This window comes from Phormidium sp. CCY1219, assembly GCF_055795085.1.
This window is the reverse complement of sequence record NZ_JAYFEQ010000003.1, coordinates 23,964-31,293: the sequence shown is the minus strand read 5'-3', so window position 1 is coordinate 31,293 and position 7,330 is coordinate 23,964. Positions and strand designations below refer to the sequence as shown.

The 7,330-nt window shown below is 48.4% G+C and carries 6 protein-coding genes; 3 read left to right on the top strand and 3 right to left on the bottom strand.

The window, feature by feature from the left end; all coding sequences use genetic code 11:
• Nucleotides 1-975: 975 nt before the first annotated feature.
• Nucleotides 976-2,451 carry a glycogen synthase GlgA gene (gene glgA, locus AC0QH1_RS00145; RefSeq protein WP_324628722.1) on the top strand — a complete coding sequence of 492 codons (1,476 nt, stop codon included), beginning with the start codon at nucleotides 976-978 and terminating at the stop codon, nucleotides 2,449-2,451.
• Between the two features lie 175 nt (nucleotides 2,452-2,626).
• Here the strand turns inward: glgA and AC0QH1_RS00140 are convergent, their stop codons facing one another.
• From AC0QH1_RS00140 to AC0QH1_RS00130, 3 genes are all read right to left on the bottom strand, one after another.
• Nucleotides 2,627-3,583 (bottom strand): glycosyltransferase family 2 protein, encoded by a 957-nt coding sequence (locus AC0QH1_RS00140; protein WP_324628721.1) that lies wholly within the window; start codon nucleotides 3,581-3,583, stop codon nucleotides 2,627-2,629.
• 98 nt (nucleotides 3,584-3,681) lie between these two features.
• Nucleotides 3,682-4,776 carry a phospho-N-acetylmuramoyl-pentapeptide-transferase gene (gene mraY, locus AC0QH1_RS00135; RefSeq protein WP_324628720.1) on the bottom strand — a complete coding sequence of 365 codons (1,095 nt, stop codon included), beginning with the start codon at nucleotides 4,774-4,776 and terminating at the stop codon, nucleotides 3,682-3,684.
• A 178-nt stretch (nucleotides 4,777-4,954) separates the two neighbouring features.
• Nucleotides 4,955-5,185, bottom strand: coding sequence for a DUF3134 domain-containing protein (locus AC0QH1_RS00130; RefSeq protein WP_324628719.1), 231 nt, complete (start codon nucleotides 5,183-5,185; stop codon nucleotides 4,955-4,957).
• A gap of 465 nt (nucleotides 5,186-5,650) precedes the next feature.
• Here AC0QH1_RS00130 and AC0QH1_RS00125 point away from each other — a divergent pair, with 465 nt between their 5' ends.
• Nucleotides 5,651-6,238: a PAP/fibrillin family protein gene (locus AC0QH1_RS00125; protein WP_324628718.1), complete on the top strand. Its 588-nt coding sequence runs from the start codon at nucleotides 5,651-5,653 to the stop codon at nucleotides 6,236-6,238.
• Nucleotides 6,235-7,092: a PD-(D/E)XK nuclease family protein gene (locus tag AC0QH1_RS00120; RefSeq protein WP_324628717.1), complete on the top strand. Its 858-nt coding sequence runs from the start codon at nucleotides 6,235-6,237 to the stop codon at nucleotides 7,090-7,092. Before AC0QH1_RS00125 ends, AC0QH1_RS00120 begins: the two co-directional genes overlap by 4 nt.
• The last annotated feature ends 238 nt before the right edge of the window (nucleotides 7,093-7,330 follow it).

The window sequence follows — 7,330 nt, the reverse complement described above, 5'->3', positions numbered from 1 at the left end:
CTTCAGGCGCTTTACTAATGTAACAACCCCATTCGGGAATGTCAACCCTTTTTTGAAAAAATTTTGGATTTTTTTTTGACATACTGCTGAAATCGCCATGCAGCAAGGGATTGAAGCGCTAATTTTTTTCAGGATTCTTGAGGAGGAGGGTGAATCGGGAGATAAAGCTGGATTCTCAAGGGATTTGTGGGAGGGGATCCGAGGGGCGTTTGCTGGAGGCGGATGGCTGGAGGTCGGGAAGAATCCCGCCGCCTTGTGGGAGTCTTCTCTATAAAGAGGGGACAACATTCAATTCAAAATTAAATCTGCGACGGCGAAGCGCTGGGGAGAGCCCCCGCCGGCTTTCGCGCGCGACGCGCGCGCAGGTTTATTAGAGACTCCCTATCGATCGCTGTTGGTGTTGCATAGATGGATATCCGAACTACCGCTCGATCGCAATTGAGAAAATTCCCCCGGATCCAATCTGGCGATCGCAAATCTCTACCTAGTTGCGGAAACAAAACCCTAGCGGCACAACAAACCGATCGCCGGGACATACTTTTCAAGATAGGCTGCCCATCCTCAGTCTCGTCTCCCCGCGATGGTTAGACTGAATCAGGGAACGCGAACACTGATAACCTCTTAATGACTATTTCTGCATAAATTATAAGTGATAACTATCATTAACAGAAAGCCAGAAACTCGTGCCCCTGTTTCTTTGGCCTAGGGATTGGGGGCGCGGGTTAAGGAGAAGCCTTGAGGGGGGAGTGTTTTCCAAGGAATGAAAATTCCTCATATTATCCGTTTGAATAATTATTTTAAAAGTTAGATAGTTTGCAAACATTTAAAGTAAAATTCAAAAAATAAATAATTACTTTATAACCGGATTGTTGCGGCAGAATGCAGAGATTCTTGCGAGTCAGTTGCCAAAAAAGACCTTTTTCCTGTAATGAATGGAAGCAGAAAACATGAAGTTTTGTGAAGTGAGGAGCCAAGATGTACATCGTCCAGATTGCGTCAGAATGTGCCCCTGTCATCAAAGCCGGTGGCTTGGGTGATGTGGTCTACGGACTCAGCCGGGAATTAGAAATCCGAGGCAACTGCGTAGAAATTATTCTGCCGAAATACGACTGTATGCGTTATGACCATATTTGGGGACTCCACGAGGCCTATCAGGAATTATGGGTGCCGTGGTATGGAGCAGCCATTCACTGTTCTGTTTACTGTGGCTGGGTGCATGGACGAGTGTGCTTTTTTATCGAACCTCATTCGCAGGATAACTTCTTCGATCGCGGTTGTTATTACGGTTGCGATGATGATAATATGCGGTTCGCCTTCTTCAACAAAGCGGCTTTAGAATTTTTGCTGCAAAGCAATAAGCGACCGGATATCATTCATTGCCATGACTGGCAAACCGGGTTAGTGCCGGTGATGCTGTTCGAGATTTACAAATATCACGGCATGGAGAACCAGCGAGTGTGCTACACGATTCATAATTTTAAACATCAGGGGATTGCCGGTGTAGACACCTTGTGGGCAACGGGTTTAAATCAAGAAGCGTATTACTTCGATTACGATCGCCTGCGGGATAACTTCAATCCCTTTGCCTTAAACTATATGAAAGGAGGCATCGTTTATTCCAACGCTGTGACCACTGTTTCGCCTCACCATGCTTGGGAAGCGCACTACACGGAAGTGGGCTGTGGTTTAAGTCATACCTTACATTTGCACCAGGATAAATTTCGCGGCCTTCTCAATGGCATCGATTATGACTTTTGGAATCCCGAGGTCGATCGCTACATTCCCCATCACTATACCCCAGACACCTTAGACATCAAAGCCAAAAACAAACAAGCATTGCGCGAGCGACTCTTGTTGCGCGAAACAGATAAGCCGATTGTGGCTTACATCGGACGACTGGACACGCAAAAAGGGGTGCATCTGGTTCATCATGCGATTTACTACGCATTGGAAAAAGGCGCGCAATTCGTGCTACTTGGTTCGGCAACCGAATCGAGAATCAACGCTCATTTTTGGCACGAAAAAAGCTTCTTAAACGAAAATCCAGACTGCCACTTAGAACTCGGATTTAATGAAGAACTTTCCCATCTGATTTATGCTGGATCCGATATGATGGTGGTTCCGAGCAATTACGAACCCTGTGGGCTAACTCAAATGATTAGCTTAAAATACGGCACGGTGCCGATCGTGCGCTCAGTGGGCGGTTTGGTGAATACCATTTTCGATCGCGATTATGACGAAAACACGCCGCCGGAAAAGCGCAATGGCTACATGTTCCACCATACGGATTTTCACGCGCTCGAATCGGCGATGGATCGCGCAATTGGATTGTGGTATAATTCCCCCAAAGCGTTTCGCCAACTTGCCCTTCAAGGAATGGAATATGACTACTCGTGGAACAATCCCGGGGGCAATTATTTGGCAATCTACGATTGCATCCGTGCCACCTAAACCAGAAACCTTGCCTTAATTAAGGAGGGCGTGGAATTGAGAATTGAGAATTGAAACGCGAAACAATGCTCAATTCTCAATTGGTTTTACCCGCGCGATCGCCATACCAATTGGCTCAATTCCCGAGGGAAATCCAGGAGGAGTAAATCCCACGGCGACGCCAGGAAATAGAGTTTTATAACTTGTCAATTTGGCGTGCCTTTTCTGGTAATTGCGCTTCCCGTTGACCGCGCGATCGCGCCCTGACGCAGAACAATCCGATGGGTGTGGAAACCATATCCACCAGAGTTGCTTTTCCGACGATCGCCTTCAGGGTGGAAGTTGGTAACTCTTTCAATAACCAACGACTCCAGCGATAAAAATATTCTCGTCGGTCAAATTGGCGCATCAACTCCACACCATGCAATTCGTGTAAATAGGAATTAGATTTCCCATATCTGCGCCATTGACTTTGCAATTCTTGCAGGGTCGATCGGTGGCGATGCTTGACGATCGCAGTTTCGGCAAATTCCAACGTCCAATTAGTTTCGCGCAAAATTCGCCAACAGATATCCGCATCGCCACCGGTAGTTAAATAAGCGCGAAATAACCCCACCTCTGCAAATGCTTGGCGACGGATAGCCAGATTTGCGGTTTGACCGTAGGGACAAAATGGATGCGCTAAGGTATGTTTTTGAGATAATGTGTTTTCCCGTTGTGCATGTTGCTCTAATACAGTTTTCCCGGGTAGAGCGAAAATTTCGCCCACAACAATTCCCACATTAGGCTTGACAAATCCCTGAATTAATGATAATAACCAATTGGGTTCTGGGCGACAATCGGCATCGGTAAAGGCGATAAACTCGCGGTTCGTGGCGCGGATGCCAGTGTTGCGGGCGGCATAAGAACTTTGAATATCAGTTTCGTGCAATAAACGAAGAGCGATCGCATCGGATTCCTCAGCCGCTTGTTGCACGATAGCGGCGGTGCGATCGCGGCTATTGTTATCCACAATTAAATACTCCACCTTTTGCGCCGGATAAGTTTGCGATCGCAGGCATTCGATTAAAGCCGGCAAATCCTCCTCGCCATTATAAACCGGCACCACCACCGACACCTCGGGTAAAAAATGTTGAGAATTCGCTTCCGCCATTCAACCCCTCATTATTTCACCAAAAACTTTTCGCTTGCCTCTCACGCAATGAAGCAAATAAAGTCGGTTAGGCCAACGCCTAGCCGACTTGAAATATTTTAACGGAACGCCAAGGTCATCAACACCAGAAGAAAGCTCATCACATAAAATGAAGCGACGATTTGCAATTCTGACCAGCCACTCAATTCTAAATGATGGTGAATCGGTGCCATTTTAAACAAGCGCTTGCCGATGCCATCGGGTCCTTTGGTGGCTTTGTAATAAAGCACTTGGGCAATTACCGAAATAGATTCGACAAAAAACAGCCCACTGAGAATAAATAAACCCCAGAGATCGTGGGTGGTGAGTCCTACTGCTGCTAAAGCACCTCCCAAGGCGAGGGAACCCGTGTCCCCCATAAACACCCGGGCGGGATTGCGATTGAATGCCACAAAACCGAGACAACTGCCACTGATACAGGCGCAGAAAATCATCAACTCTGGGTGGGTGGAAGCCACTAAAGCGCCCAATCCCAGGAAGGAGATCGCGCCGGTTCCCCCCATCAGTCCATCCACGCCATCGGTGAGATTGGTGGCATTACTTTCGGCAACTAAAACAAACGCCGCGACGACCCAAAAAAACGCACCCAAGGGCAACACCAAACCAAACGGCAGCGCTACATTGGTAATAGCGCTCGGTTGGGTCAACCCAAGCCACAGACAAAACAGCGCCCCGATGCCGATTTGCAGTGCCAGCTTCATTTTCGGCGAAATTCCTTTATTCGATCGCCGACGCAGAATTTGCCAATCATCGATCCAGCCAATCAAGGCATAGGCGAGGGTAAGAGTGCAGACGGCAATCACGTCGGGGGCAAATCCGGACCAGAAAAGCGCGACAATCGTGGCCACGGGAATAAAAAACACCCCGCCCATTGTCGGAGTGCCAGCTTTTTTCAAATGCGCTTGCGGACCGTCCTCTCGAATGACTTGTCCGGTTTTGAGGCGCTGTAGTAGGGGAACGATCCAGGAACCCACCGCCACTGTTGCCACAGTACAACCCAACAGGGGCAGGGTTAGGGATTCGCCCAGACTAAAGAAACGTCCACCTAACCCATCGAGAATTAGGGATCCTGCCGTGACGATCGCGGTTAATAGCCAAAACAGCACGGTCCCGGAGAGGTTAAATGACGGAATAGGTAAAATTTTTGCGTCCACTGATTCGATTTCCTCACTCCACACCGAGTAACTCCAAGGACGCCAATCCCGTCTCCGGTAAATCCAAAGAGTTACTCAACAAACACAGGGATGGGAATTGCGGGGCGATGGGATTAAGCTCATGCATCCCTAGCCAATTCACACTCCCTCAATCCCCCATCCCGGTTAGTCGATCTTCTTAATCCTCCTCAAAGTTTTCGTCGTTGTCTTCGTCGTCGTAATTCGACTCTTCATTAGACATCAGGTCGGCAATTTCTTCTTCCTCGCTTTCAAATTCACTCTCTTGAGTTTCGCGGGGAATTAAGCGACCTTCGGTTTCCAACCAGTCGAGAATAGAAGTTTCTTGCTGTACGGGAATGACGTCAGCTACTTTATGCCGAGGTTCTTCACGTAGAGAAGGATTGTACATCGAACACTCCTGGAGTTAAAGCCAATGGAACTGAATGGTTGCGTGGGTGCCTTTCGGGGTCAGGGCGATCGCGGCTCAGATCTGCGCTTGGGCGATCGGGTATGATTTTCATGATAACCTCCGATACGTTTGGAAACCCCCGTGCTTTAGCCAGGGGAGGAAAAACGAACTTGCGGCTTTAGCCGCCGTCAACTAACCCCCTGAAGGCAGTGCCTCGGGTTCTTGCGCTTCCAGGCTACCCTGGAAAGGGAAATTCCGCAATTTTCCCCCATTAACTCCCTTTGCACGGCTCGAGGCGCGATTGGCTGACACCAATACAACCACACCTTTTAACAATTTTAGTCGAATTGCGCTACAGTGCCTCGCATAAGCAATGGGGAGAAATCTCTCCCGAGGCGTCATCGCCGATGGGCAACTACAGAGCATCGAGGATTTCATCTCTTGCTTTTGTTTACTCGAAAAACCATGATTGGAAAAGCTGCTTTACTCGAAACCCTAGCGGGCAAAAATCGCGGGTTGCTGGCGACAGAAACGCAAAAACAAGCCATTCTCGCCGCCGTTGCTCAATTAGAAGACCGCAACCCGACCCCGCGCCCGGTGGAAGCGACAGAACTGCTGGCGGGCAATTGGCGATTGCTCTACACCACCAGCGAGGAACTCCTGGGTCTCGATCGCTTCCCCTTCGCTAAATTGGGAACGATTTATCAATGCATTCGCCCTGGGGAAAACAAAATTTACAATATCGCTGAAATTGCCGGTTTGCCTTATCTGAATGGATTGGTCAGCGTGGGGGCGCGATTTGAGCCGGTTTCAGAGCGCCGAGTTACGGTAAAATTCGAGCGGGCGATCGCTGGCGTTCAACAATGGATTGGCTATCGCTCTCCCGATCGCTTTATCGAGGAAATCGAAACCGGCAAAAAATTTCTCGCCCTTGATTTCGAGATTCCCTCCGCGGATCGCCAAGGTTGGTTAGATATTACCTACCTGGATGATACTCTGCGAATTGGCAGGGGCAATCAAGGCAGTTTGTTCGTTTTAACCCAAGACCGATGAATTTCTCTTCTGTTAAGCAGGATTCCTCTCCCAAAATCGAGCGGCGCGTCTCCCAAGGACAACTTAACGTACTGCAAACTTGCCCGCGCAAATTTCAATATACCTATTTGGAAAAGTCCAACGCCCCCATCTCCCCAGAACAACAAACAAAAATCGCCTGGGGCAATCGCTTTCACTTGCTGATGCAACAGCGAGAACTGGGTTTGCCGGTGGAATCTCTCCTGCAAGAAGACCCGGTGATGGAACGCTGCTATCGCGGTTTGCTCGATGCTGCACCGGAATTATTTCATGGGAGCGATCGGGGGAATGGTGAGGTATTTCGCGAGGCGGAACACTGCCGCACGCTTCAATTCCACGGGTATTTGTTAGTCGCCGTTTACGATTTATTAATTGCTGAAAAAAATACCGCTCAAATCCTAGATTGGAAAACTTATCCCTTGCCAACCAATCCGCGTTATGTTGAGGGAAACTGGCAAACGAAATTGTATCCGTTTCTGTTCGCCGAAACGAGCGATTATCTGCCGGGAAAAATTTCGATGAGCTATTGGTTTGTTCGCTCGGCAGGAAATCCGGAATTCGGCCAATCGTCGCTGAGCTTGCGATTTGCTTACAATACTGACAAACACGATCGCATTCGTCAGCAGCTTGCGCGATTGTTAAATCAACTGACAGCATGGTTGCAAGCTTATGAAGAAAGGGGAGAACCTTTTCCCCAAGTTCCGGTTACGGCATCGGGATTGTGCCAGGGTTGTCAGTTTGCCATTCGCTGTCAGCGCACTAAAGAGGGTCAGGAGGCGAGTTTGGGTGGCGATCGCGTTCCTTCTTTGGCGGAGATTGATGAAGTGACACTCTAATCTAGAGGAACATTGAATTATAATTAGAAGAATTAGGGTTAAAATTTTAGCAAATTTTCAATCCAGCTCATCACTGACATTAAAATTCCATGATGAATATGTAGGATTGGCATCGGCAACCCTACATAATATTCAGACATTGCAGGTGAAGGGGGGAATTTTGCCAGGGAAAACCGAGATGCTGTAGAATTTGAAAAACCCATTGGGTTGGGGAAAAATGAGTTGACAGCTCGTACTT